A 24,959-nucleotide genomic window follows, 5' to 3' on the forward strand; every position below is an offset into this window, starting at 1 on the left:
CTGCTCGCACTGTGCCATGGACGTGCCCCCTGGCGCACGGGTGAATCCTCCAGTGTTCCGGCGATGTTCCGGCAGGTCAGGCGTGTGCGCCCCGGGCTCCTCCCGTCGCTCCCCCGGGACTTGGCGCTCAGCGCGGCCCGCCGGCCACCTCCACCACACCCGATTCGTACGCGGCGATGACCGCCTGGGCCCGGTCGCGGACGCCCAGCTTGCCGAAGATGCCGGTGATGTGGTTCTTGACCGTGGAGACGCTGATGTCCAGGTCTGCGGCGATCTCCGCGTTGTCGAGTCCGGTGGCGAGCAGCTGCCAGATCTCCCGCTCCCGGGGGGTGAGTTCGGCCGGGACCTCGGCCGTCCGCGTGGCGGGCCGCGCGGGGACCCGTACGTACGTGGAGATCAGCCGGGTCAGCAGGCGCGGCGCCACCGCCGCCTCGCCGGTGTGGACGGTGCGGATCGCGGCGGTCAGCTCCTCCGGGGAGACGTCCTTGGGCAGGAACCCGTAGGCTCCGGCCCGCAGGGCGGCGACCACGTACTCGTCCATGTCGAAGGTGCTCAGCGCCAGGACCCGGCACTCCGGCAGCAGCCGGGCCAGTTCCCCGGTGGCTCCGACCCCGTCCAGGACCGGCATCCGGATGTCCATGACGACCACGTCGGGCCGCAGCCGCTCCGCGAGGGCGACCGCCTCGGCGCCGTCCCCGGCCTCGCCGACGACCTCGAACTCCGGCTCGGGGGTCAGGATCAGGGCCAGGCCCCTCCGGACGAGCGGCTGGTCGTCCGCAATGAGCACACGGATCATCCGCGTTCTTCCTCTCCTTCTCCCCCGGGCGCGTCCGGACCGGGTGGGGCCGGGAGGCGCGCCGCCACCCGGAATCCACCGCAGTCCAGGGCGGCCGCCTCCAGGGTGCCGCCCTGCAGGGCGACCCGTTCGCGCATTCCGATCAGACCGTAGCCGGAACCCGATGCCGCCCGCGAAGGCGGCTGCCGGTCCCCCGCGCCGTCGTCGCGGACCTCCACCGTCACCTCGTCCGGGAGATACGTCAGCCCTACGTGCGCCCGGGCCCCCTGCCCGGCGTGCTTGCGGGTATTGGTCAGCGACTCCTGCACGATGCGGAACACCGTCAGGCCGAGGGCCGGCGGCAGCGGGCGGACCGGCCCGTCCACGGTGAACCCGGTCTCCAGGCCGCCGAGCCCGGCCTCGGCGACGATCCGGTCCAGGTCGCCGGTGCCGGGCTGCGGGGGCGGCGGGGTGTGTTCCGGCTCCTCCCCCGCCCGCAGCACGTCGAGCAGCTGCCTCATCTCGCGCAGCGCCATCCGCCCGGACCCCTCCAGGGTGACCAGGGCCTCGCGGGCCACCTCCGGGTCGCGCGCGAGGTTGGCCCGCGCTCCGCCGGCCATCAGCTGCATGGTGGTGATGTGGTGGGCCACGATGTCGTGGAGTTCGCGGGCGATGCGGCGGCGCTCCTCGGCCACGGCCCGTTCGGCGAGCAGGGTGCGCTTGGCCTCGGTCTCCTGCTGCCAGCGGCGCACCAGCTGCGCGGCGGCGACGACGAGGAGGACGGCGACCGTGTTGCCGAGCAGGCCCGTGAACCTGCTGATCCCCCCGTAGCCGCTACTGCCGAGCACCGTCAGCGGCACGGCCGCCAGGGCGGCCGCCGCCGTGACCGCCGGGCCGCGCACGCGGGCCACGGAGTACAGCGCGACGATGGTTCCCGCGGAGAAGTGCGGGCCCTGTGCCGTGATCAGGTTCAGCGCCACGCCGAGGGCGAGCACGGCGCCGAGTACCGCCACCGGCCTGACCCGCCGGGCCAGCAGGCAGGGTGCGGCCAGGACCACCAGGGCGACGGCGGTCACGGTGAGGGGCCGGCCGGCCTCGGCGGCGGCGAGCGCAAAGCCGGTCAGGTCCACGACGGCGGCTCCGATGGCCACGAGCGCGTCGTTGCGGGTCCAGTTCAGGGCCTGGATCCGGTTCGGGATCCAGGCACCGTTCAGGGCCCGGGCCCCGTGCAGGATCCGGGCCCCGTTCAGGGCCCGGGCATCCTTCGGACTCCTCGGACTCCTCGGACTCAGGTCCGTTCTGATCATCGGCATATTCCATCTTCCCATCGGGCGGCCCCCGGACTGCGGGCCCCGAGGAGGAGTGCGGACCAGGACCGGAGTCCTGGTCGGGGGCCCGCACCGGCCCCTGCTCCCGGGTGCGAGCTCCTCCCGGGACCTGACGCTTCGGGGTGCGCCCGCTGATGAGCTGGTGAGCAGGCCGGGGACCCCCGGCCGCCGCCCCGTTACGGAGGACTCCTTGATCCGCGCCCTGACCGCCTTCGCCACCCGAAGTCCATGGAAGGTCATAGCCCTGTGGGCGGTGCTGGGCATCGCCCTGACGATCCTCGGCCAGGCGCTGGTGTTCCGCGCCACGCAGACGAGCACCGGCGAGTTCCTTCCGGCCTCCTACGATTCGGCGGCCGCGCTGAAGGTCGCCGAGGAGCACTTCGGGGTCAAGCCCGATGCCAACCCGCTGACCGTGCTGGTGGCCCGCGCCGACGGTGCGCCGCTGACCGCCGCCGACGAGCGGCGGATCGACTCCGAGGCCGCGAAGCTGACCCGGCAGCGGATCGCCATGCCGAAGCCCGAGGACACCCCGCCCTTCCTGGTGCAGGACCGTTCCCAGGCGCCCCGGATCAGCCCGGCGATGACGGCGCCCGACCGGAGCTTCCGGCTGCTGTCGGTCGAGCTGACCGGCAATCCCATGGATCCCGGGATGCAGGACCTGTACCGGGCCTTCCGGGACCACACCCGGGCCGCCTTCGCGGAGGCGGACCTGCGGACCGGGTTCACCGCCGGGCTCGCGGAGACCGTGGACACCGCCGACGCGGAGGAGACCCGGTCGAAGATCGTGGGCGCCGCGATGCTCGCGGTGATCGTACTGCTGCACGTGCTGGTGTTCCGCAGCGTTCTGGCGGCGTTGCTGCCGCTGATCGCCGTCAGCATCATCGGCGGGGCGGCGGCCGGGGTCGTGGTCGGCACCGCGCTGCTGACCGGGATCGAACTCGACGCGTCCACGCCCCAGTTGATCAGCGTGGTGCTGGTGGGCATCGGCATCGACTACTTCCTCTTCCTGCTCTTCCGCTTCCGCGAGCACCTGCGCAAGCACCCGGAGCAGTCGGGCCGGGCCGCGGCGGCCGAGGTCGCCGGCCGGGTCGGTACGGCGATCACCTGTGCGGCACTGACCATCGTCGCCGCGTTCGCCACGCTCGCGGTGGCCACCTTCGGCCAGTTCCGGGTGCTGGGCCCGGCCATCGCCGTGTCCGTGCTGGTGATGCTGCTCGGCAGCCTGACCCTGATGCCGGCCATCCTCGCGGTCACCGGCCGCAGGATGTTCTGGCCCTCACGGGCGCTGAAGCGCGAGCCGCGCGAGGGCGTGGCCGCCCGGATGGGCGGCCTGGTGGCACGGCGGCCGCTGACCCTGGTGCTGGCCTCGGTGGCCCTGCTGGGGGCACTGGCCGCGGGGATGATCGGGATGCGGATGGACTACGGGCAGAGCAGTGCGGGCGGGGAGCACACGGCTTCGGCGGCGACGGCGGCCGAGATCGCCCGCGCGCTCCCCGCAGGGGTGTCGGATCCGGCCGGCGTGTTCGTGACCGCCACCGACGGGGGCACGCTGACGGCCGAGCGCCTCGGCGGTCTCTCCCGCGCGCTGGCTTCGGTCGCCGGAGTGGGCCAGGTGGCGCCGACGGTGCTGAGCGAGGACCGCCGGGCGGCCCGCATCGACGTGTTCCCGACCGCGGATCCGCACGGACAGGAGGCCCGCGACCTGGTCTCCGGCCCGGTCCGGGACGCGGTGGCCGCCCACCGGCCGAAGGGTACCGAGGCACATGTCGGCGGTACCGCGGCGATCTTCTCCGACATCGCGTCCGCCGTGGACAAGGACCTGAAGGTGGTCTTCCCGGTGGCCGCGGCCCTGATCGCGCTGATCCTGTTCCTGCTGCTGCGCAGCCTGCTCGCTCCGGTGGTCCTGATGCTTTCCGTGGGTCTGGGCTTCGCGGCCACGCTGGGTGCCTCGACGCTGGTGTTCCAGCACGCGGCGGGCCGGCCGGGCGTGGACTTCTCGCTGCCGCTTGTGCTGTTCCTGTTCGTGGTCGCGCTGGGCACCGACTACAACATCCTGATCACCGACCGGATCAAGGAGGAGATGGACCGGCCCGGTCCGGCCCGTGCGGCCGTGGCCCGGGCCGTGCGCCACACGGCGCCCGCCATCGCGACCGCGGGCCTGGTGCTGGCGTTGTCCTTCGGGAGCCTGGCCGCGAGTCAGGGCTCCGCGACGCAGCAGATCGGCTTCGCCACGGGGCTCGGGATCCTGCTCTCCGCGTTCGTGCTGTCGCTCGTGCTGGTGCCGGCCCTGGCCTCGCTCCTGGGCTGGTCCCTGTGGTGGCCGATCAGACAGCGCCCGACGTCCGAGGCCTCGGTGCCGGGCGGCGGCGGGCACCGGGCGCCCGAGCGGATCATGACCGGCTGAGCCGCCGGCCGAACCGTGCGGGGGCCGGTGCGCGAAGCTCCGTAGAACGGGCTTCGCGCACCGGCCCCCGCACACTCGCGTCGGCGCTCAGGCTCAGGCTCAGGCTCAGGCTCAGGCGAGCTTGGCGACCTCGGGGTGCTCGGCCAGCCAGGCGCGGACGGCCTGCTGTTCCTTGCCCTTCCCGGATTCCTGGATCTTGGCCTCCAGGCCGGTCAGCTGGGCCTCCGTCAGCTTGAAGGAGCTCAGCCACTGGGCGACCTTCGGCTCGTCGGCCGCGAAGCCCTTGCGGGCGACGTTGTGGATGCCGTCACCCTTGCCCCAGGCGCCCTGGGGATCCTCGAGCTTCGTCAGCTCGTAGGAGGCGTACGCCCAGTGCGGCGACCAGAGGACGACCGCGACGGGCTCCTTCTTCTCGTAGGCCCGCTTGAGCTCGGCGAGCATGCCCGGGGTCGATCCGTCGACGACCTTGTACTCGCCGTCGAGCCCGTACTGCGGCAGCACCTTGTCCTTGAGGAGGCCCATCGCGCCGGCGCTGGGCTCGATGCCGATGATCCGGCCCTTGAACTCCCCCGCCTTGCCCTTCAGGTCGGCGAGGGTCTTGACGTCCTTCATGTAGGAAGGGACGGCCAGCTCGATCGAGGTCGGCCCGTACCAGGTGCCGAGGTCGTCGAGCTTGTTGCCGTACTTCTTCCAGTACTCGGACTGCGTGGTCGGCAGCCAGGCATCGGTCTGGAAGTCGACCTGGCCCCCGGCGAGCCCGGTGAAGAGCGCGCCGAGTTCCAGCTGCTTGGCCTCGACCTGGTACCCGCGGCGCTCCAGGAGCTCCTTCCAGAGGAAGGTGGAGGCGATGCCCTCGTCCCACGGGATGTAGCCGATGCTGAGCTTGCGGCCCTTGCCGATGTTCTCGACACCGGCCCCGCCGACGGCGTTGACCTGCGATTTCCCGGAGTCGCCGAAGACTCCGAGGCCGCCCGCGACCAGGGCCAGCACCACGGCCGAGGCCACGGCGAAGACGGGCTGCGGGCGGTGGCTCCACACCTTGGCGGTGCCGGTGGCGGCGGAGCGCGCCTTGGCGAGGGCGCGGCGGCCGAGCGGGGAGACCTGGCGGCCCAGGGCCCCGGTCATCCGGTCCAGGTACATGGCGAGGATGACGATGGAGATGCCGGCCTCGAAGCCGAGGCCGATGTCCACGCTGCCGATGGCCCGGTAGACGGCGCCGCCGAGGCCGCCGCCGCCGACCATGCCGGCGATGACCACCATGGACAGGCCCAGCATGATGACCTGGTTGATGCCCGCCATGATGGTGGGCAGGGCCAGCGGGAGCTGGACCCGTACGAGGGTGTTGCGCGGGGTGGTGCCGAAGGCCTCCGCGGCTTCGACGAGTTCGGCGTCGACCTGCCGGATGCCGAGCTCGGTCATCCGGACGCCGGGTGCCAGCGAGAAGATGATGGTGGCGATGATGCCGGGCACCACGCCGACCCCGAAGAAGATGATGCCGGGGATGAGGTAGACCATGGCCGGCATGGTCTGCATGAAGTCCAGGACGGGCTTCAGGGTGGCGCTGACCTTGTCGGAGCGCGAGGCCCAGATGCCCATCGGGATCGCGAAGACCAGCGTGACCAGGGTGGCGACCAGGACCAGCGCGAGCGTGGACATGGCTTCGGGCCACAGGGCGACGGAGTCGACGAGGGCGAAGCCGGCGAAGGCCAGCAGGGCGGCGAGCAGACCGCGCAGCCACCAGGCGGCGACGGCGAGGACGCCGGCCAGCAGCAGGGGGTTCGGCGCGGACAGGACGGCTTCGATGCCGTCGTAGAGCCCGGTGACGAGCGCGGCGATGGCGTCGAACAGCCAGGACAGGTGGCTCTGGAGGAAGTCGACACCGCTGTCGACCCAGGATCCGAGGTTCAGGCGGGGCATCAGGCAGCCACCTCCGCGCAGTCCAGCACGGCGCGTCGCTCGTCGCCGATGAAGGCGACGAGGCGGCCCTGCGGGACGGAGCCGACGACGGTGCCGTCCTCGGCGGTGACGGCGACGTCGTGCTGGACGCGGGCGCTGACGGCGCACACGTCAGCGAGCGGGGTGCCGGCGGAGACCGTGGGGCAGCCGCAGTCCGGCCGGCCTCCGGGGTCCCCCGTCATGACGGCGTCGGCCGTCAGCACCCGCGAGCGGTCCACGTCCTGGATGAACGAGGCGACGTAGTCGTCGGCGGGGCGGGTGAGGATGTCCTCGGCCGTGCCCTGCTGGACGATGCGGCCGTCGCGCATGACGGCGATGGAGTCGCCGAGCCGCATGGCCTCGTTGAGGTCGTGGGTGATGAAGACGATGGTCTTGCCCAGGCTCTTCTGGAGTTCGAGCAGCTGGTCCTGCATGTCGCGGCGGATCAGCGGGTCGAGCGCGCTGAAGGACTCGTCCATCAGCAGCAGGTCGGCGTCGGTGGCCAGGGCGCGGGCGAGGCCGACGCGCTGCTGCATGCCGCCGGACAGCTCGTCGGGCCAGGACTTCTCCCAGCCGCCGAGCCCGCAGAGGGCCAGCGCTTCGGCGGCCCGCCGTTCGCGCTCGGCCCGGGGGACACCCTGGACCTCCAGGCCGTAGCCGGCGTTCTCCAGCACGTCGCGGTGCGGGAACAGGGCGAAGTGCTGGAAGACCATGCTGATCTTGGTGGAGCGCACGCGGCGCATCTCGGCCGGCGAGAGGGCGGTGAGGTCCTCCCCGTCGAAGAGGATCCGGCCCGCGGTGGGCTCCAGCAGGCCGTTGAGCATGCGCAGCAAGGTGGACTTGCCCGAGCCCGACAGACCCATCACGACGAAGATCTGGCCGGGCTCGACGCGGAACGAGGCGTCGATCACCGCCGCCGTCGTTCCCTCGGCGCGCAGCTCGTCGCGGTCGGTCTCGCCGCTTTCGAGTGCGCGGACCGCCTTCGCGACGGCCGCGCCGTTGTCGGGTCCCTTACCGAACACCTTGTACACGTGCTCGGCTATGAGCGTGGACACATACACCCCAAGGGTCGTACCGGAGACGGCCCACCGGCGTGCGTGCGGCCGGCGGGCCGTGGAGCGCGACGGGATCCGCCCGTCACCCGCGCCCCGGCCGCTGTCGGCCGGCGGACGGGTCCGCTCCAGACAGCGCTACTGCCCCTGCTTAACCGTTGCAAACGGTGAAGTGAGTCATGTCACTTACGCTGCGTCGCCACCGACATCAGCGGCTGCGCCCGTGCAACCGGATTCCGCTTGCTGCGGGGACCCGGCTCCGGACCGTTCCGGGTCGGCGAGCATCGAGGCCCGCAGATGGGCGAGCACCCGGGTCAGGAGGCGCGAGACCTGCATCTGCGAGATGCCGAGGGCGGCGCCGATCTGGGCCTGGGTGAGCTCCTCGCCGAAGCGCATCGACAGCATGCGGCGCTCGCGGTCGCTGAGGCGTTCCAGCAGCGGCGCCAGGGTCTGGATGTCCTCGACGCGTTCCAGCGCCGGCTCCTCGGCCCCCATCGTCTCGGCGAGGCTGTGGCCCTCGGTGCGGCCGTCGATCCGTTCGGAGCCCGGGGCGTCGAGGGAGCCGCTGGTGTGGCCGTTGGCGGCGACGAGCCCCTCGATGACCTCTTCGTCGGTGAGCGAGAGGTGGGCGGCGAGGTCCGCGACCGTCGGCGGCCGGTCGAGGAGCGCGGTCAGCTCTTCCTTGGCCTTGGCCAGGTCGATCCGCAGTTCCTGGAGCCGGCGCGGTACGCGGACCGCCCAACTGGTGTCGCGGAAGTGCCGTTTGACCTCGCCGGTGATGTACGGCATGGCGAGGGAGGCGAACTCGATCTCGCGGGCCGGGTCGAACCGGTCGATGGCCTTGATCAGGCCGATGGTCCCGACCTGGAACAGGTCTTCGAGGTCGCCTCCGTCGCCGCGGCCGCGGAAGGGCCGGATCGCGAACCGGACGAGCGAGCAGTTCATCTCGATGAGGGTCTCGCGGACGTACCGGTACTCGGGGGTGCCTTCGTCGAGTTCGTGGAGCCGGCGGAAGAAGAGCCGCGTCAGCTCGCGCGCGTCCGCGGGGGCCACCTCGCGGGGCTCCTCGATCCGGGGCGGCAGCACGGTGGGCGCCGGCTCCACGGCGGCGGGGCCAGAGGGTCTGCCGGCGCCGGGGCCCTGCACGGGGCCGGCCAGCCGGCCTGCGCAGGGGCCTGGGCGGCGACCGGTCCGGGGACCGGGAAGGGAGCCCGGCACGGACTCGGCGCGGGGGCCGGGACGGGGGCCGCCTGTAAGGGGGCCGGCGGTATGGGAGAACGGGGCGGGTATCGGCACGGGGTCGCTCCTTGGGCTGGTCGGCTTGCGGCGCATGACCTTGATGGGCGTTCACCCTAGCCGGTTCCGCATCCGTTCCCCAGTTCCCTCCTTCCTAGATCAACCGGGCGGATCCCGGCCGCATTTGCGGCAGGGATCCGTTCCGGTCGCACATCGGCCGTCCGGCCGCAGTCCTCTCGGCCGTCCGGTCAATTCCCTTCAACGGCGGGCCCGTTTGCCGCGCCGGAAGGGGCTCCGGGGGCGGTTCGGGCCGTGGCGCCCGAGGTGGTGCGGAGCGCCCGGATCAGGGCCCCGACGCCCGCCTCCGCCTTGGAGCGCGGGCATCCCACGTTGAGGCGTACGAAGCCCGCGCCCTCGGGCCCGTAGGCGGTTCCCGGCATGATCGCCACCTTCTCGGTATGAATCAGCTCACGTTGGAGCACGCCGTCGGGAACCGCGAGGGGCCGGAGGTCGATCCAGGCGAGGTAGCCGGCCTTCGGGGGCTGCCAGTCGAGCGCGGGGAAGGCCCGTACGAGGCGCTCCCGCACCATGTCCAGGTTCTGCGCGACGTACGCGGTGAGCGCGTCGAGCCACGCTCCGCCCTCGCGGTAGGCGGCGATGTGTCCGGCCACGGAGAGGACGGCCGGGGAGGACAGTCCGTCGGCGTCCTTGAGGAGGGTGAGGTAGCGCTCACAGGACTCCGTATCGCCGAAGATGCCGTAACTGCCTGTCAGTGCCGGGATGTTGAAGGACTTCGAGGCGGAGGTGACGATGGCCCAGCGGGTGCCGGGGCGGCCGTGCAGCGCCCAGGGGCGGTGCCGGTGGGGGGCGTGCGCGAGGTCGGAGTGAATCTCGTCACTGATCACCGCGACCCCGTGGCGTTCGCACAGCTCCGCCATCCGCTCCAGCTCGGCCGCGCTCCATACGTGGCCGGTCGGGTTGTGCGGAGAGCAGAGCAGCAGGACGGTGGTGTCGGGGCGGGCCAACTCCCGCTCCAGGGCCTCCTCGTCGCGGAGCGGGACTCCGCGCATCTCCCGGTCCCGGGCCGCGAGCAGCCGCGGGAAGGCGTCGTAGGCCGGGGTGTGGACGACGACCCCGTCGCCGGGCGAGGACCAGAGGTCCAGGATCCGGCCGAGCTGGTAGAGGACGGCGGGGGCGTAGGCGATGCGGTCTGCGGCGATCGGGGTGTCGTAGCGGGCGGCGTACCAGTGCCGGACGGCTTCGAGGAAGTCCTCGTGGCGCCAGCGGGAGTAGCCGAGGACCCCGTGCTCCAGGCGGCCGCGCAGGGCGGCGAGCACCTCGGGGGCGGTCTCGAAGTCCATGTCGGAGATCGTGAAGGGAAGCAGGTCCGGGGCTCCGAAGCGGTCCTCGACGTAATCCCACTGGGTGCACCAGGTGCCGTGCCGGTCGACCGGCGCATCGAAGTCGTACGCGGCGGGGGCGTGGATGTCGGCCACGGGTCAGCCGACCGGGGTGAGCTTGGCGAGGGCGTCCTTCACGGACTGCACCTGGGGACCGATGACGACCTGCACGTTGTGCTCGTCGAGCCGGACCACGGCGATGGCTCCGAGCTTCTTCAGCCGGGCGTCGTCCAGCAGGGCGGCGTCACCGACCGTCATGCGCAGGCGGGTGATGCAGTTGTCGAGGGCGTGGATGTTGGCCGGGCCGCCGAGGGCTTCGAGGATGGCCACCGGGTCGTACTTGCCCGCGACCAGCTCGGCCTTCGGGGCGTCCGCGTCGACGACGACGTCCGCCGCCCCGGAGGCCGGGGAGTCCGGGGAGTCCGAGGGCTCGTCCTCGCGCCCGGGGGTCTTCAGGTCGAACCTGGTGATCGCCCAGCGGAAGAGGAAGTAGTACACGGCGAACCAGATCGCGGCGATCACCGGGATCAGGTACCACTTGGTGGTCGTGCCCTGGAGGACTCCGAAGACCAGCAGGTCGATGATGTTGCCGTCGGTGTTGCCGATGTACACGCCGAGGACGGCGGAGACCAGGAAACCGAGGCCGACCAGGACCGCGTGGATCAGGTACAGCCACGGGGCGATGAAGAGGAAGAGGAATTCGAGCGGCTCGGTGACCCCGCCGACCACGCACGCGACGACGCCGGAGACGAGCAGCGCCTTGATCTCCGGGCGCATGGTGCGCTTGGCGCAGTGGTACATGGCCAGCGCCGCGCCCGGCAGGCCGCCCAGGTACGCGGCCATCTTGCCCTGGGACAGGAACTGCGTCGCGGTGTGCGCCGCGCCGGAGGGGGTGGGGCAGGAGAGCTGTGCGTAGAAGAGGTTCAGGGCGCCGCTGACGTTCTCCCCGCAGACCACCCCGGCGCCGCCGGCGTCGGTGAAGCGGAACAGCGCGACGAGGATGTGGTGCAGTCCGATGGGGCGCAGCAGCACCTCGCCCATGCCGAAGAAGAAGGGGCCGAAGACTCCGGCGTGCGCGATGCCGGTGCCGACGGAGGCGATCCAGCTTCCCAGGGTGGGCCAGACGAGCGGGACGAAGAGTCCGACGATGCTCATGGCCAGGGCGGAGACGATCGGCACGAAGCGCAGACCGCCGAAGAAGGCGAGCGCGTCGGGCATCTGCTTGGTGCGGTAGCGCTTGTGCAGCAGGGCCACGATCACACCGACGGCGACCGCGCCGAGGAGTCCGGTGTCGATGGACTTCACGCCGAGCACGTCGGCGATGCCGTAGTGCGCGATCTCTCCCTTGTCCTCGAAGTCCACGCCGCGCGTGGTGAGGAAGAAGTTGACGGCGAGGTTCATGGACGCGAAACCGACGAATCCGGAGAAGGCGGCCACGCCCTTGTCCTCACGTGCGAGGCCGAGCGGAATCGCCATCGCGAAGAGGACCGGAAGGAACTTGAAGGCGACCAGACCTGTGTTGGACATCCAGGTGAACGCCAGCTGGAGGGGTTCGTTGTCCAGGAAGGAGAGGTTCTGCAGGACGGCCGGGCTGGAGAGCGAAGAGCCGACGCCCAGCATGATGCCGCAGAAGGCCAGGAGCGCCACGGGCAGCATGAAGGTCTTGCCCAGTCCCTGGAGGAATTCCCAGAGCGCTGCCTTCGTCTTCTTCATGGTCGATCTTTCGTCCGGAATCGGCGGGGGTCTCGCATAAAGATTCCGTTCTGTAAACCGATGGCGCTAAGAGGAGAAGGGCCCCAATCCATAAGGCCCGACGCCTCCCGTGCGGGCCCTTGTGCGTGCGCTCGTACGGGTGCCCGTACGGGCCTCTTGTGCAGAGCTTGTGAACGCAGCACTCTGAGCGGACGACTCAGGGGGGTCCGATTTAATGATCATGCGATCGCATTTGCTGCGGCGGTACGGAGCCGTGTTCGCACTCGCCTCGGCGCTCGCGCTCGGGGTGGACACCGGCGCTTCGGCCGCCTCTCCACCGGAGGGGGAGGTCCTGTACGCAGGAGCGCCCGGAGCCGTCGGCGACAGCTACCTCGTCCTGCTGGACCCGGCGCGCGCGCAATCCCGTACGGAGCAGGGCCGGGCGGTGGTCGAACGGTTCGGCGGCGCGGTCGCCCGGACGTACGACTCGGCCGTCAACGGGTTCTCCGTCAAGATGACGGAAGGTCAGGCCCGGCGGCTCGCCGCCGATCCGGCCGTGGCCACGGTGGCGCAGAACCGGAAGCTGCGCCTGGACTCCACCCAGCCGGCTCCGCCGTCCTGGGGCCTGGACCGGATCGACCAGCGCAGGCTGCCGCTGAACGATTCCTTCACCTACGCGACCTCGGCCGGCCTGGGCGTGACCGCCTACGTCATCGACACCGGGGTCAACATCAACCACCAGGACTTCGGCGGGCGCGCCCGGTACGGCTACGACGCCATCGACAACGACTTCGTGGCCGACGATCTGCACGGGCACGGTACGCACGTGGCCGGGACGGTCGCGGGCAAGACCTTCGGCGTGGCCAAGAAGGCGAAGGTGGTGGCCGTCCGCGTCCTCGACTGGAACGGCGAGGGCACGACGGAGCAGGTGGTCGCCGGGATCGACTGGGTCACCCGCAACGCCGTGAAGCCGGCCGTCGCGAACATGAGCCTGGGCGGGGACCCGGACACCGTGCTGGACGCGGCCGTCCGCGGCTCCATCGCCTCCGGGATCACCTACGCGGTGGCCGCCGGCAACCAGAACAAGGACGCCTCCACGCACTCGCCGGCCCGGGTCTCCCAGGCACTGACGGTCGGGGCGACGAGCATCCACGACGCGCGCTCCTCGTACTCCAACTACGGTCCGCTGGTGGACATCTTCGCCCCGGGCGACTCCATCACCTCGGCGGCCTACTGGAGCAACGACTGGGACACCGTGATGTCGGGCACCTCGATGGCCAGCCCGCACGTGGCGGGTGCGGCGGCGGTCTACCTGGCACTCCACCCGACCTATACCCCGGCCCAGGTGGCGTACTACCTGAAGGCCAAGGCCACCACGGGCGCCGTGCTCTCGCCCGGCAAGGGCTCCCCGGTGCTCTCCCTCTACATGGGGAACGTGCCGAACAAGGTGCCCGGCAAGCGCTTCGCCAACGGCACGAACTACAACGTCGGGGACCTCAAGACCATCCACGCCCCGATCACGGTCAGCGGGGTACCGGGCGCCGCTCCGGCCCAGTTGGACGTGGAGGTGTACGTCAAGCACCCGGACTCCGGGACCCTGCGGATCGACCTGATCGCGCCCGACGGGTCGGTGTACCCCATCAAGGACGAGTACACGGACTGGGGCGAGACCAACCTCACCGGCCTGTACGGGGTGAACGCCTCGTCCGAGACGGCCAACGGGGTGTGGAAACTGCGCGTGTTCGACGCCTTCTCCGGGAACACCGGGTACCTGGACGGGTGGGCGCTGCGGTTCTGAACGGCGCTTGAGCTGCGAACGGGCGGCGTGCTCCGGGGCTGAGGGCCCCGGAGCACGCCGCCTTTCGCGTCTGCCCGATCAGCCGTTGGGGACGGTGTCCACGAAGGCCGTGCCCGCGGTGCGGTAGCCGCCGACCTTGGCGGCGACCTGGGCCGGGGTGAGGACCTGGTCCTTGACGTGCAGGACGTAGTCGACCTTCTGGTCGTAGGCGCGCGGGGTCGAGCCCGGCTGCCCGTTGAGGTCGATCAGCCACTGGTTGAAGTTGATCGACATGCCCCGCTCGGGCAGGTACTTGGCGTCGTGGGTGCCGAAGACCTGGCCGTCGACGTAGTAGGTGATGGTGTTGTTGTCGATGGTGAGCACCAGGTCGTGCCAGCCCGCGTAGCTCATCCGGGACTCGGTGTGCTGGTTGACGGCCACCCACGGGTCGGCCTGGTACGTCTCCCACGACGTGGTGTAGAGGATGTTCGAGGGCTCGCCCCAGCCGCCGTTGGGGAGGTACTCGAAGTCGTACTCCGAGTAGTCGTCGGCCAACGGGGCCTTGAGGTCGTTGATGGGGAAGAAGGTCTGCACGAGGTGGTCCCCGTCCGGACCGTACTTCGGGGCGTCGGAGAACTTCACCCGCGCCGCGTACGTGCCGTTCTTGAACTTCATCGTCTTGGTGAGGATCTCGGTGTGCTTGGTGCTCTCGCCGGTGCCCGCCGTCGAGGTCTCCAGGTTCATGATGGTGTTGCCGCCCTCGGACGCGAAGGTGACGCTCGAAGGTGCCCAGGTGGCGCCCGGGACCCCGGGGCCGCCCGCGTTGGAGCGCACGCTCCACCCGTGGGCCCCTATCGCCGGGTCGGTGGAGGAGGTGTAGGTGAAATCGTCGAAGAGGGTGGCTCCGGCCGGTCCCGGGTCGGTCGGGGTGGGCGTGGGAGTGGGGTCGGTCGGCGTCGGCGTCGGGTCCGGGACGTTGCCGCCGGGCGCGGTGCCCCAGACGGTGCCGGCGCCCAGCTTGGCGGTCACCTTGTCCCAGTCGGCGTACGCCGTGCGGGATCCGTCGAAGGAGTAGTCGTCGGACTGTCGCAGGGTCTGCCAGTCGGCGCGGTGGAAGCGCAGCTGCATGTCACCGGTGTCGGCGCCCGGGGCGAGGGTGCCGGCGCCGCCGGTGAAGGCGATCTCCAGGTAGCGGTCGGCGGTGGCCGTCGGGGTGGCCATGGTGTGGAAGGTGCCGGTGATGTTGGCGCAGCCCTTGACCGCCCACGAACAGGCGTACCGGTACTGGGTGTCCGGGCCGTCGGCCTTGAAGTAGTAGCGGAAGGTGACCTGGCTCAGGGCGACGCTGGTGGAGCCGTTGTTGACCACCTTGAACCAGGGCTCCACCTGGTCGGCGGTGGCCCCGGTCGCGCTGGTGCGGTACTGGACCTTGACGGAGTCGGTCGCGGCGTTGGCGGGCAGGGCCGTCAGCGCGGCCGAGCCGAGACCGGCGGTCAGGGCGATGGCCAGGGCCACGGCCGTGCGGCGCTTGCGGGCGGGGGCTCGGCCCGGGGCGTGGGTCGGGGTGTGCGTCGGGGCGTGGCTCGGGCTGTGGCTCGGGGTGCTCATACTGCGTTCCTCTCGGGGTGGGGGGAGGGAAGGGGTCGGCCGCGCACGCCGAGGGCGGCGAGCCGGGTCTGGTGGTGGCCTTGGCGGCGCAGGAAGTCCGGCCAGTCGCGGTGCGCCGACCAGGCGGTGTCGGCCAGGGCGCACAGCCGCGGGAAGGCCAGGTATTCGAGCTCGGCCGGGGTGCGCGCGTACTCGGTCCACAGCTGCGCCTGGGTTCCGAGGACGCGGCGCGCGGCCTCGGGCTCCCAGTGCGCGGGGGCCGGGTCGTTGTCGTAGACGCCGCGCAGGTCGAGGACGCCGCCGTCCTGGCCGCGCGGTTCGCCGGGGTCGGCGGACTGCGGGTAGTCGAGGTAGGTGGAGCGGTAGGGGGTCATGATCACGTCGTGGCCGCGCAGTGCGGCGGCCCTCCCGTGGTCCGCGTCGAGCCAGGCCAGGGCCGTGAAGGGGGCGGGAAGTTCGGTGCCGGTCCCGGTCCAGCCGAGCGGGCGGCGGCCGAGCCCGGCCAAGTGCGCCGCGACCTCGCCGAGGAACCAGCCGTGGAGGGCGCCCGGGCCGGCCAGCCCCTCGGCGGCGATCCGGGCACGGGCGGCCGGGGAGGCCTCCCATTCCGTGCGGGGGCATTCGTCGCCGCCGAGGTGCACGTAGGGCCCGGGGAACACGTCCGCGACCTCGTCCAAGACCGTCCGGCAGAAATCGAGGACGGCGTCGTGGACCCCGAAGACGTTCTCGCAGACGCCCCAGCGGGTCCACGTGTCCATCCGCACGTCGGGCCGGTTGCCGAGTCGGGGGTAGGCGGCGAGGGCGGCGCGGGCGTGGCCGGGCATCTCGATCTCGGGGACGACGCTGACCCCGCGCCGGGCCGCGTAGGCGACGAGGCCGGCCAGTTCCGCGCGGGTGTAGGCGCCCTCGTGCGGGATCCCGTCCCCTGCGGTCTCGGTGCGGCGGCCGCCGATCTCGGTGAGCCGGGGGTAGGCCGGGACCGGCATCCGCCAGCCCTGGTCGTCGGTGAGGTGGAGGTGCAGGACGTTGAGCTTGTGCAGCGCGAGCAGGTCCACGAAGCGGCGTACGTAGGCCACGGGCTGGAAGTGACGGGCCACGTCCAGCAGGGCCCCGCGCCAGGCGAACCGCGGCCGGTCGATGATCCGTACGCAGGGCAGCGACCAGCCGGTGGCGGGCGTACGGGGCTGCACGCCCCCGGCGGCCGGCGCCCCGGCCGTCGTCGCCCCGGCGGCCAGCGCCTCGGGGGGCAGCAGTTGGCGCAGGGTCTGGACCCCGTGGAGCAGCCCCTCGGGGCGGGCGGCGCGCAGCAGGACGGAGTCGGGGCGGACGGTGAGGACGTACCCCTCGGCGCCGAGCGGCTCCTCCCCGAGGCCCCCGGGGGCCGGGTCCCCCGGGGTCAGGAGGAAGGTGATCCGCCCGTCGGGGTCCGGGGCCAGCGACAACCCGGTGGCGGGGGTGAGCAGTTCGCGCAGCAGGCCGGCCGCCGCCTCGGCGCCGGGTCCGGCGCGCAGTCCGGTGCGGTGGTCCAGGGTGAAACGGCCGGGCAGGGCGGTGACCGAGTCGGGGCGCGGGACGAGCCCGAGGTGGGGGTGGAGGGAAGCGGCGGCAGCGGCGGCGTCGGTCACGGTCTCGGAGATTCCTCACTGGCTGTTCCGTCAACTCCGTCAACTCATCCGGGAAGGAGTCGAGTTGACCAACTGACCAATTGGTTAGCTGAATGGCTAGAAGGTGACACGGCCTGAGTCCGCCGTCAACCCCGTACGGGCCGATGAATTTCGACGGACTCCTCGCGTCCCCCCTCCCCGAGTGGTTAGATGCATATGACCAGTTGGACAGGTGAGCAGAGAGAAATGGGGGCGGGCCATGACGAAGGACGCAACCGACCCGTCGGGATCCGTACTCAAGCGCGAACGGGTCCGCGAGCACCTGCTGGGGCTCATCGACATCCGGCGGCCCGGCGACGCGATCCCCTCCGAACGCACCCTGTGCGCCACCCTGGAGGTCTCCCGTCCCACCCTGCGCGCGGCGGTGGACGAGCTCGTGGCCACGGGACTGCTCGTACGCGAGCACGGCCGCGGGATGTTCGTCGCGCCCGCCAAGATCACCCAAGAACTGGCCGCCGACGAGGCCGCCTTCGCGATGCGGCAGGCGGCCGGCCACTGGTCCAGCCGGATCCTGGAGCACTCCACCGTCCAGGCGGGCGCCCGGATCGGCCGCCGCCTGCGCATCTCCCCCGGCGCGAGCCTGCTCTACATCGCCCGGCTGCGCCTGGTGGACGGGGCTCCGATGGCCATCGAGCACCTGCACATCCCGGCCGATCTGGTGCCGGCCCTGACCCCGGCGGAGCTGGAGGCCGGGGACCTCTACGAGCATCTGCGCGACCACCACGGCGTGTACGTGCACGAGGCGCAGCAGTCCATCGAGCCGACGGTGGTCAACGAGGGGGAGGCGGGCCTGCTCGACGTCCCGCTGCTCTCCCCCGCCCTGCTCATCGAGCGGCTCACCACCGACTCCACCGGCCGGCCCGTGGAGTACGTGCACTCCGTGTACCGGGGCGACCGCTACCGGATCGTCTCCCGCCTGGCCCTCGGGGTGTCCCCGGGGGCGGGCCGGCCGGGAGGCCACCACCCGGGGATCCCGCCGGGCGACCTCGGCCGCCGGGCGGTCATCACCTCCACCACCACCGGGGACGTGCACACGAGCACGTGACCGTCCCGTGCGGGCCCTTCTCCCCTCGGATCCGGACGAATCAGATGCGGACGAAGACCGCCTTGAGGTCGTGGGCCCGGTCCATCGTGACGTTGACCTGGTTCGCGGTGATCGCGTAGCGCCGCCCGTCCAGCTCCCACGCGGCGATCCGGTACCCGCGCGGCGGGGTGGCGGTCACCTTGATCGAGGTCCCCGGCCGGTACGGGCCCCAGGTGTCGGGGCGCAGCCCCTCGCCCAGGGTCAGGGCGTGGCGCGGGCGGAGCTGCGCGGGGGCGCGGTAGCCGGCGACGATCGGGGTGGTGAGCCGGGCGACGGCCGCGTTGTTGTTGGAGGCGTCGCCGAGCGGCTGGCCGTCCCAGGTGTTCTCGATGTTCGAGTACTGGTTGACGGCCGTGCAGGCCCCGCCGCAGGCCGAGGAGTAGGCCATCAGCGTGTGGAAGCGGCGGTCGGGGGTGACGTAGCCGGTGCTGTAGGGGGTGGTGAGGTAGGGGCGGTAGTCGGCGCCGCCCGCCTGCTCGTCCAGGGTGGTGCGGTCGTGCCACAGCCCGAGGTTGTGGCCCACCTCGTGGCCGAAGTTGCACCAGAGGGCCACGGTCCGGTAGTCGACCACCGAGTACGCCTGGTCGTCGGTCTTCTCGCTCGGCGGCTGCGGGAGGTTGCCCTGCCCGCTGCTCGTTCCGTTCGGGACCTCGATCATCAGGGAGACCAGGTCGGCGCCGTACTGCTCGCGCAGGGCGGCGGCCGGGGCGCCCAGCCGGGGTTCCCTCGGGTTGGAGAGCAGGCCGTGGACGACCGGCGCGGTCTCCTGGTCGGCCGGGGCGTAGTAGTTCGCCTTGTAGGTGGCCACGATGTCCACGCTCGCCTTGACGTTGCTGTCGGCGAAGGCGTGGTTGATGCTCGTCTCGGCGAAGGCGATCCGCGCGAGCATCGCCTCCTCGCCCCCCATCCCCCACTCGGCGCGCGGGGTGTATCCGACGACCATGTCGATGACGACCGGTCCCGCGGAGGCGGCGCGGTTCGTCAACTGCCTGCGCGCCTCGGCGATGACCGCGGGGTCGGGGTTCTCGTACTGCGGGTCCGCGTCGTCCTGCGGGGGCTTGACGTGGAGGTCGGGGTCCTCCTCCGTGATCAGCAGCCGGCCCGGTGCGTTGCGGGGCTGCGCGATGCGGTACGCCGTCGCACCCAGGTCGAAGAGGGCGTCCACGCCGACGGTCTCCGGCGTGGCTCCGGGGTCGCAGACTCCGGTGGTCGACAGCACCACCCGGCGGTGCACCCCGGACTCGACGGGGTGCCCGTCGACCTTGACGACCTCACCGCTCCACTTGACGGCGCCCCCGGCGGGGTCACGCTCCACGCCGGACTCCACCACTTCGAGCGAGGTGTCGGCGAACGGCCGGAAGGTGTGCCTGCGCGGCGTGCCGAAGGGCTGGTCCGTGCACAGCCAGCGGTAGTCGGCCAGGTCGAGGTCGATGGTGCGGCTGCGCAGGACGTGGCCGGGCGGCGGGGGCTCGGCCACCGGGTGCGCGGGCGCGGCGGCCAGGGCGGGCGGCAGGCCGAGGGCGGTGGCGGAGAGGGCGGCGAGCAGCCCGGTGGCCAGGCCGAGACGAGAGATGATCATGGGCGTACGAACGCACGTCCGCACCGGCCCGTCCACGCCGACACCCGCTAGGGGGTGTCCGCAAAGTCCCGCCTGCCCCGCGGCGCCTGGCACGCGCTCTCGGCGCACCGGGCGAAATCCCGAGTACGTCCAGTACGCAGGCTTCCGCCCGGCACACCGAGAGCACGCACCAGACCCCGCGGGGCCGCCCTTCGGGCGGCCGGCAGGACTTTGCGGACACCCCCTAGCGCCGCCGCATCACCCGGCCACCCCGCCCGGCCTCACCCTGACGGTCCCCGGCCGGACCTGTCCTTCAGGCCCGCCGCGCCCGCACGCCCCCCGCGCCCAGCACGCCTGCTACGTCACCCGGAAGCCGATGGCGGCCGGGGACCGGTCGAAGGTCAGCCGGTCCCAGGTGGGGAAGGCGAGATCGGTGACGGCGAGCAGCCGGCCGGAGGCGTCGTGCAGGGTGCGGCGTACGGTGAGGCCGCCGGCCGGGGTGGCGGCCTGGGGCGAGTTGGTCCGGGTCATGGTGATGGTCTCGGCGACCCGGCCGGCCCGCGCGGCCCCCTCCAGCCAGTGGTGCAGGGGACCCAGGTCCTCGTCGCGGACGCCCGCCACCAGGCGGTCCCGGTAGCGGGACAGTTCGGGGGTCCGCACGACGGTGCGGGGACAGAGGTACGTCACCGCGTGCCGCCGGGTCTGGCCCGTCGGGCCGCTTTCGCGGTGGTGGTGGACCAGGGTCTGCTCCCCGCCGCGCATGCCGAGTTGCTCGGCGAGCGCCGGAGCCAGGGTGACGAGGGTGAGCCACGCCTGGGCCTGGACCCCCGAGGGCGCCGGTGCGGCCTCGGCCGCCGGCACGGAGGCCGGGGTGGAGGCGGGAGTCGCGGCCCGGGCGGAGCCCTGGGCCGGACGACCGGCCGGGAACGCCGCCGGGGGACGCTGCGGCGGCACCGGGAACGCCGGCCGGGTGCCACGGCGCCCGGTGACGACGAGGCCGTCCTCCCTCAGGTGCTGGAGGGCGGCCCGGATGGTCTGCCGGTTGACCTCGTAGCGGGCCGCGAGGCTGCGTTCGGAGGGCAGCTTGGCGCCGGGGGTCAGTGCGGTGAGGTCGATCTCGCGCCGCAACGCTGCGGCGATCCGCTGGTACTTGGGCATGGCGGCCGGGCCGCCGCCCCGCGAAGGGGAGGGCATGGCTTCTCCTCTGACGGGAGGTCAAGGACTGCGCGGTCTGCTCGACCAACGTAGCATTGGTCTATACCTGTCGGTGAGGGGGGATCCGGTATCCGGACCCTGATTGGCCGGAACCGCACGCTCCCTCAGGGCCGCAGCGGGTTGGGAAGCGGCAGGTAGCGGGAGTCGGCACCGTCCGCGCGGGTCCAGCGCAGCAGCAGGTTGGTCTTGGCCGGGAGGCTCGGGGCGGCCAGCAGCGCAGCGACCTCGGGCAGGTCGTGGGCGGCGCCGTAGCGCCGGAACTCCGCGCGGGCGGCGGGCCACAGCTCCCCGGCCGCCTCCGGGTGGCTCTCCGCGAGCGCGCCCGCCACCTCGGTCAGGTGGTTGACCACCAGGCAGTAGACGAGGCGCTGCCAGGCGGCGTCCCGGTCCAGGTCCGGGAGGAGTTTGACGCCCTCCGCGTCCCGGAAGAGGGCCTGCGCGGGCATGCCCCGGGCGTCGACGCCGACCAGGGTGTTCTGGAGGTGCGCTTCGAGGACCACGCCGTGCCGGGCGAAGAGGTGCAGCACGGGCGGCACCACCTGGCGCAGGTACGCCCGCCACCACGCAGCTGGGTCGGCCGCTCCCGTCAACGGGCTGCCCGGGAACCCCTCCGCCAGTGCGGCCGCCAGCACGGGGGTGACGCCGGGCTCCGCGTGCGCCGCGAGGCCGTCACGGACGAGTACGGCGAGCTCCTCGAAGGCGAACCCGGCCGTCCGGTAGCCCCGGTCGGGCAGCCAGGCCGCGACCGACCCGGACCGGCGCAGTTCCGCGAAGCCCGCCTCGACCGCCGCGTCCGTGCGGCGCAGTTTCAGCAGGTCGTGCCGCCACAGCCGGCGCACGTCGTTGGTGATCCGCACGTCGAGGCTGAACTTCACGAACAGATCGCCGGCCGCGCCGCTCCCCTGGCCGCTCTCCATGCCGCTCCCCGTCCCCGTCCCCGCGCCGCCGGGAACGTACAGGGTCCGGATCGAGGCGGTCGGCCAGACCGGCACCCGCCCGGTGCCCAGCGACAGCAGCTTCCCGTCCGCGAGGGCCTCGCGGACCGCGGGCCTGCCCGCGACCAGGTCGAGCTGCCAGGGGTGGGCGGGCAGCAGCCGGTAGCCGGCCGGCGGGCGCGGCCCGCCCAGCGCCTCCGCGAGCGAGTCGACGGCGGCCGCCGCGACGGGCCCGCCCTCCTCCGCCACCTGGTCCTCGCGCACGGCCAGGAAGGCCAGCGGAAAGCGGGCGTACGCCTCGGGGGCGTACGGCAGCCAGCCGTTGGCCGGCCCGCCGCCCCGGGCCTTGGGGGCCGGGTGGTGGGGGTGCCCCATGACCAGGGACTGTTCGGAGAGCACGTACGCGTCCGTCGGTGGCGGCGTGGCCGCGCGGGCGGCGAGCAGCGCGGCGATGGTCTCGCGGCTGTCGGCGATCTCGACCGGGAGCTCGTCGTTGGACACCCCGGTGTACTGGCGCAGCTCGTCGGAGACGAGTTTGACCAGCTCGGTGTGGGACAGCGGATGCCAGCCGGCCCCCGTCCCCACCTCGGGCCGCTCGGGCCTGCGCCCGGCACGCACCCGCACCAGCCGCCCGCTGCCCGACAGCCGGTACGTGCACCAGCCGTCCCCCGCGGAACCTGCGGCCCCCCCGGCTCCACCTGCTCCCCCGGCTCTCCCTGCTCCCTGGGCTCCGGCGAGCGGGACCGGTTCGGCGGCCTCCCGCAGGAGGCAGTTCAGGAGCGGGGCCGCGGCATAGGTGTCGGCGGCGTTGTCGGTGGCGTTGAGGTCCACGGATTCCATTCGGTCCATCCGGAGCGCCGGAGGTCCGCGGGGCGTACCACCGGCCGTGATCTTCAGTATCCGCGATGATGAAGTGATCATCACGTCATCCGAGAGGACCGGGGCCCTGGATCCCAGCATGCACCTCCCCGCCACCGCGGCCGAAGAGGCCGTAGCCGCCGAACTGGCCGGGCTGGCCGAAATCGCCCCCACCGGACCGATCGGACCGGTCAGCCCGGTCGGCGCCCGCCCCGACGGCCTCGGGTCCGCGTACGCCGCCGCTCTCCCCGGCGCGCGCGCCGCCGTGCTCACCCGGCTGTGGCGGGCGTTCGCTTGCGAACCGCTGCCGTGGATCACGCACCGGGAGCGGAGTTCCGGCGCCCTCGCGCTCCGGATCGCCTCGGGCTCCCGGCTGGAGGGCCCCCACCCCGACCCGTACGCGACGACCTTCTCCGCGGTCCGCGCGAGCGCGCCCCCCGTGACCGAGCTGCTGCTCGACGGCCGCCCCTACCGGCGGGCCTCCCTGCTGGTGGCGGCGCTCGGGCTGCCGTACGGGGAGGAGTTCGCCGCCGAGCTCGACGAGAGCACGGCCTCCCTCGCCCTGTCCCGCGCCGGTCAGCCGGCCTGCCCGGAGGCCGGGGACCTCGCCGCCTGGGAGTGGGAGCAGCGTGTGGTGGACGGCCATCCGTACCACCCCAACTGCCGCTCCCGGCCCGGTTTCACGGTGGCCGAGCAGCTCGCGTACGCACCCGAGCACCGGCCCGTGGTCACCCTCGGGCTGGCCGCCGTACGGGCCTCGGAGTGCCGGGTGACCGGGGAGTGGCCGGACCGGTGGCGGGAGGCCGGGCGGATCCTCGTACCGGTCCATCCCTGGCAGGCCGAGCACGTGGTGAAGCAGGAGGACGGGCCCGAGGTGCGGCCCGGGCCCGCCGCGCATCCGTTGATGGCCCTGCGCACCCTCTCTCCGGCGGACGGCGGCCCGCACGTCAAGACCGCCCTCAGCACCCGCCTCACCTCCTCCGTGCGGGACATCTCCGTCTACTCCATCGAGACGGCGGCCGCGGTCTCCGCCTTCGCCCGGAGCCTGTCGGAGCGGCTCGACGGCCGCCTGCACGTCACCCGCACCCTGGGCGCCGTCACCGCCGGCACCCCGGATCTGGCCGCCGTGCTCCGCGAGCCGCCCGAGGCGTACGCGGACCGGGGCGCGGGCGAGCGCGTCCTGCCCGTGGCCGCGCTGGCGCTGACCCCGTACGCGCGTTCCGACGCCTGGCGGGCCGGCTTCGCCCGCCTCGCACTGTCGGTGTGCCTGCGCGTCCTGGATCTCGGGGTGGCCCTGGAGGCCCACGGTCAGAACCTGCTGGTCGTCCTGTCCGCCGACGGCACCCCGCAGCGGCTCGTGTACCGCGACCTCGCCGACATCCGGATCAGCCCGGCCCGCCTCGCCCGGCACGGCCTGGCGGCGCCGGCGCTGTCGGGGCGGCTGATCACCGACGACGTGGCCCTGCTGCGCCGCAAGCTCTTCGGTTCGCTGGTGGCGGGGGCGCTCGGCTCCACGGCCGGTTCGGCCGCCGCGCTCGCGGCGGACCTGGCGGCGGCCGCGCCCGGGCTGCCGTCCACCGCGGACACCCGGGCGCTGCTGACCGGGCCGCTGCCGACCAAGGCGCTGACGCTGATGCGGCTGAGCCCGGGGGTGCCGGGCGATCAGTGGGCCGAGCTGGACAATCCGCTGACCGGGGGCTGAGTTCGGGGCGCGGGCGGGCTACTGTCCGGGGGCATGGCATCGACTTCGCACCTGAACTCCGTCCGGGCGTCCTACGACGCCGTCGCCGCCGACTACGCCACGCTGCTGACCGGAGAGCTGGAGGGCAAACCGCTGGACCGGGCCATGCTGGCCGCCTTCGCGGAGTACGTGCGCGGGGACGGGCCCGGCGCCGGCCGGGCGGTCGCCGATCTGGGCTGCGGCCCGGGCCGGGTGACGGCGCACCTGGACGGCCTGGGGGTACGGGCCTTCGGAGTCGACCTGTCCCCCGCGATGGTGGCGGTGGCCCGCCGGACGTACCCGGGGCTGCGGTTCGAGGTCGGCTCGATGGCCGCGCTGGACATCGCCGACGGGGTCCTCGGCGGGGTGCTGGCCTGGTACTCCACCGTGCACACCCCACCCTCCGGGCTCCCCGCGCTGTTCGCCGAGTTCGCCCGGGTGCTGGCCCCGGGCGGATACCTGCTCATCGCGTTCAAGGCCGGCGACCGGCAACTCCGGCTGGAACACGCGTACGGGCATCCGGTCGACCTCGACGTGTACTGGACCCCGCCCGAGCTGATCAGCGAACTGCTGGCCGGAGCGGGCCTGACCGAGACGGCCCGCCTGGTCCGGGAACCGGACGCCGCGGAGAAGTCCCCGCAGGGCTTCCTGCTGGCCCGCCGGGCGAGCTGAACCCGCCCGAGGCGGGGACGGGGGTGGGGTGGGGTGTCGGCCGGGA

17 protein-coding genes are annotated in these 24,959 nt (G+C 72.7%); 5 read left to right on the forward strand and 12 right to left on the reverse strand.

The genetic code is table 11. From position 1 onward, the window contains the following. Window positions 1-127: 127 nt before the first annotated feature. Complete coding sequence (locus tag ACE1OC_RS02375) at window positions 128-796, reverse strand: response regulator (RefSeq protein ID WP_407835552.1); 669 nt, start codon at window positions 794-796, stop codon at window positions 128-130. Further along, complete coding sequence (locus ACE1OC_RS02380; RefSeq protein ID WP_407835553.1) at window positions 793-2,082, reverse strand: sensor histidine kinase; 1,290 nt, start codon at window positions 2,080-2,082, stop codon at window positions 793-795. The genes ACE1OC_RS02375 and ACE1OC_RS02380 overlap by 4 nt, the downstream gene beginning before the upstream one ends. 211 nt (window positions 2,083-2,293) lie before the next feature. Between ACE1OC_RS02380 and ACE1OC_RS02385 the strand changes: the two genes are divergently transcribed. Then, window positions 2,294-4,507, forward strand: a complete 2,214-nt coding sequence (locus tag ACE1OC_RS02385) for an MMPL family transporter (protein ID WP_407835554.1) — start codon at window positions 2,294-2,296, stop codon at window positions 4,505-4,507. Window positions 4,508-4,618: 111 nt separating this feature from the next. Here the strand turns inward: ACE1OC_RS02385 and ACE1OC_RS02390 are convergent, their stop codons facing one another. The 5 genes from ACE1OC_RS02390 to malX all read right to left on the reverse strand — a co-directional run bounded on the left by ACE1OC_RS02390 (window position 4,619) and on the right by malX (window position 11,843). Continuing rightward, window positions 4,619-6,424 (reverse strand): ABC transporter permease/substrate binding protein, encoded by a 1,806-nt coding sequence (locus tag ACE1OC_RS02390; protein WP_407835555.1) that lies wholly within the window; start codon window positions 6,422-6,424, stop codon window positions 4,619-4,621. Next, the gene (locus tag ACE1OC_RS02395; RefSeq protein WP_407835556.1) at window positions 6,424-7,497 is read right to left on the reverse strand and encodes a quaternary amine ABC transporter ATP-binding protein; all 1,074 of its coding nucleotides are present in this window, start codon (window positions 7,495-7,497) and stop codon (window positions 6,424-6,426) included. The genes ACE1OC_RS02390 and ACE1OC_RS02395 overlap by 1 nt, the downstream gene beginning before the upstream one ends. A gap of 183 nt (window positions 7,498-7,680) precedes the next feature. After that, window positions 7,681-8,598 carry a SigB/SigF/SigG family RNA polymerase sigma factor gene (locus tag ACE1OC_RS02400; RefSeq protein WP_407835557.1) on the reverse strand — a complete coding sequence of 306 codons (918 nt, stop codon included), beginning with the start codon at window positions 8,596-8,598 and terminating at the stop codon, window positions 7,681-7,683. 380 nt (window positions 8,599-8,978) lie between these two features. Then, entirely contained in the window at window positions 8,979-10,217 is a 1,239-nt protein-coding gene (locus ACE1OC_RS02405) for a MalY/PatB family protein (RefSeq protein ID WP_407841464.1), read from the reverse strand. Between the two features lie 12 nt (window positions 10,218-10,229). Continuing rightward, the gene (gene malX / locus ACE1OC_RS02410) at window positions 10,230-11,843 is read right to left on the reverse strand and encodes a maltose/glucose-specific PTS transporter subunit IIBC (RefSeq protein ID WP_407835558.1); all 1,614 of its coding nucleotides are present in this window, start codon (window positions 11,841-11,843) and stop codon (window positions 10,230-10,232) included. Between the two features lie 214 nt (window positions 11,844-12,057). Between malX and ACE1OC_RS02415 the strand changes: the two genes are divergently transcribed. After that, window positions 12,058-13,620, forward strand: coding sequence for a S8 family peptidase (locus tag ACE1OC_RS02415; protein ID WP_407835559.1), 1,563 nt, complete (start codon window positions 12,058-12,060; stop codon window positions 13,618-13,620). Between the two features lie 78 nt (window positions 13,621-13,698). On the opposite strand, the gene ACE1OC_RS02420 is transcribed toward ACE1OC_RS02415, so the two are convergent. Further along, a complete protein-coding gene (locus tag ACE1OC_RS02420) occupies window positions 13,699-15,207 on the reverse strand; it encodes a cellulose binding domain-containing protein (RefSeq protein WP_407835560.1) in 1,509 nt (502 codons plus the stop codon). Then, the gene (locus tag ACE1OC_RS02425; protein ID WP_407835561.1) at window positions 15,204-16,832 is read right to left on the reverse strand and encodes a beta-N-acetylhexosaminidase; all 1,629 of its coding nucleotides are present in this window, start codon (window positions 16,830-16,832) and stop codon (window positions 15,204-15,206) included. The genes ACE1OC_RS02420 and ACE1OC_RS02425 overlap by 4 nt, the downstream gene beginning before the upstream one ends. Before the next feature lie 238 nt (window positions 16,833-17,070). On the opposite strand from ACE1OC_RS02425, the gene ACE1OC_RS02430 reads away from it, so the two are divergent. Further along, the gene (locus ACE1OC_RS02430) at window positions 17,071-17,916 is read left to right on the forward strand and encodes a GntR family transcriptional regulator (protein WP_407835562.1); all 846 of its coding nucleotides are present in this window, start codon (window positions 17,071-17,073) and stop codon (window positions 17,914-17,916) included. A gap of 40 nt (window positions 17,917-17,956) precedes the next feature. On the opposite strand, the gene ACE1OC_RS02435 is transcribed toward ACE1OC_RS02430, so the two are convergent. The 3 genes from ACE1OC_RS02435 to ACE1OC_RS02445 all read right to left on the reverse strand — a co-directional run bounded on the left by ACE1OC_RS02435 (window position 17,957) and on the right by ACE1OC_RS02445 (window position 22,512). Beyond that, a complete protein-coding gene (locus ACE1OC_RS02435; protein WP_407835563.1) occupies window positions 17,957-19,534 on the reverse strand; it encodes a reprolysin-like metallopeptidase in 1,578 nt (525 codons plus the stop codon). Window positions 19,535-19,870: 336 nt separating this feature from the next. Then, a complete protein-coding gene (locus ACE1OC_RS02440; protein WP_407835564.1) occupies window positions 19,871-20,707 on the reverse strand; it encodes a GntR family transcriptional regulator in 837 nt (278 codons plus the stop codon). Between the two features lie 125 nt (window positions 20,708-20,832). Next, window positions 20,833-22,512, reverse strand: a complete 1,680-nt coding sequence (locus ACE1OC_RS02445) for an IucA/IucC family protein (RefSeq protein WP_407835565.1) — start codon at window positions 22,510-22,512, stop codon at window positions 20,833-20,835. 109 nt (window positions 22,513-22,621) lie between these two features. Between ACE1OC_RS02445 and ACE1OC_RS02450 the strand changes: the two genes are divergently transcribed. Further along, window positions 22,622-24,223 carry an IucA/IucC family protein gene (locus tag ACE1OC_RS02450; RefSeq protein WP_407835566.1) on the forward strand — a complete coding sequence of 534 codons (1,602 nt, stop codon included), beginning with the start codon at window positions 22,622-22,624 and terminating at the stop codon, window positions 24,221-24,223. Window positions 24,224-24,256: 33 nt separating this feature from the next. Beyond that, window positions 24,257-24,913, forward strand: coding sequence for a class I SAM-dependent DNA methyltransferase (locus ACE1OC_RS02455; protein WP_407835567.1), 657 nt, complete (start codon window positions 24,257-24,259; stop codon window positions 24,911-24,913). The last annotated feature ends 46 nt before the right edge of the window (window positions 24,914-24,959 follow it).

Source organism: Streptomyces stoeckheimensis, from assembly GCF_045822005.1.
Taxonomy (GTDB): Bacteria; Actinomycetota; Actinomycetes; order Streptomycetales; family Streptomycetaceae; genus Streptomyces; species Streptomyces stoeckheimensis.

Coding starts and splice junctions, on each gene's coding strand:
- ACE1OC_RS02375 (WP_407835552.1), bottom strand. CDS start 796: ATGATCCGTGTGCTCATTGCGGACGACCAGCCGCTCGTCCGGAGGGGC.
- ACE1OC_RS02380 (WP_407835553.1), bottom strand. CDS start 2,082: ATGATCAGAACGGACCTGAGTCCGAGGAGTCCGAGGAGTCCGAAGGAT.
- ACE1OC_RS02390 (WP_407835555.1), bottom strand. CDS start 6,424: ATGCCCCGCCTGAACCTCGGATCCTGGGTCGACAGCGGTGTCGACTTC.
- malX (WP_407835558.1), bottom strand. CDS start 11,843: ATGAAGAAGACGAAGGCAGCGCTCTGGGAATTCCTCCAGGGACTGGGC.
- ACE1OC_RS02415 (WP_407835559.1), top strand. CDS start 12,058: ATGATCATGCGATCGCATTTGCTGCGGCGGTACGGAGCCGTGTTCGCA.
- ACE1OC_RS02420 (WP_407835560.1), bottom strand. CDS start 15,207: ATGAGCACCCCGAGCCACAGCCCGAGCCACGCCCCGACGCACACCCCG.
- ACE1OC_RS02430 (WP_407835562.1), top strand. CDS start 17,071: ATGACGAAGGACGCAACCGACCCGTCGGGATCCGTACTCAAGCGCGAA.
- ACE1OC_RS02435 (WP_407835563.1), bottom strand. CDS start 19,534: ATGATCATCTCTCGTCTCGGCCTGGCCACCGGGCTGCTCGCCGCCCTC.
- ACE1OC_RS02440 (WP_407835564.1), bottom strand. CDS start 20,707: ATGCCCTCCCCTTCGCGGGGCGGCGGCCCGGCCGCCATGCCCAAGTAC.
- ACE1OC_RS02445 (WP_407835565.1), bottom strand. CDS start 22,512: ATGGACCGAATGGAATCCGTGGACCTCAACGCCACCGACAACGCCGCC.
- ACE1OC_RS02450 (WP_407835566.1), top strand. CDS start 22,622: ATGCACCTCCCCGCCACCGCGGCCGAAGAGGCCGTAGCCGCCGAACTG.
- ACE1OC_RS02455 (WP_407835567.1), top strand. CDS start 24,257: ATGGCATCGACTTCGCACCTGAACTCCGTCCGGGCGTCCTACGACGCC.